Source organism: Pseudomonas sp. RA_35y_Pfl2_P32 (assembly GCF_963970735.1).
In the GTDB taxonomy this organism is placed as follows: Bacteria; Pseudomonadota; Gammaproteobacteria; order Pseudomonadales; family Pseudomonadaceae; genus Aquipseudomonas.
Genome location: NZ_CAXAQF010000209.1, coordinates 1 through 519, shown reverse-complemented (window position 1 = coordinate 519; position 519 = coordinate 1). Strand labels below are relative to the sequence as shown.

Here is a 519-nt window from a genome sequence, read left to right as displayed (position 1 = left end):
ACCGGCTCGGTTCGCGGAGGAAGTTGATGCGGGGCGCGTCATGCTCGAGCGATCGGCCGATCGCTTTGATTATCGTCCCAAGCGGGTTGCGGCCGACAAAGCCTATGGCAGCGCCAACTTCCTCGGCTTCGTAAGGGATCACGGCGCAATCCCGCACATTCCGGTAATCGACCGTACGCAACAGACCAAGGGCAAGCTGCCGCGAACGGCCTTCAGCTATGATCGTGACATTGACAGCTTTACCTGTCCGACCGGAAAGCCGCTCCGGCACCACGCCTTCCATCTGCCCACCGGCGTACACCGTTATGCAGCCGATGCGCGTGACTGCGAGGCGTGCGTGCTTCGGAAGAAATGCACGACGGCGCGGCGTCGTACCCTGGTTCGGCTGGACGATGAGGACGTCCGCGATCTTGCCAGAGCCGAAGTGGAAACCGGGCTCTACAAGCGGTCTATGCGGTTGCGGCGCGGGGTCGAACGGTTCTTCGCCGACGCCAAGGGCAAGCATGGCATGAGACGGCT

The 519-nt window shown here is 62.6% G+C and carries 1 protein-coding gene; it reads left to right on the top strand.

Going from position 1 to position 519, the window contains the following annotated elements; all coding sequences use genetic code 11:
- Positions 1-40: 40 nt before the first annotated feature.
- Positions 41-519 (top strand): transposase (locus AACY45_RS27905; RefSeq protein WP_339548702.1); only part of this gene is annotated, 479 nt, incomplete at its 3' end.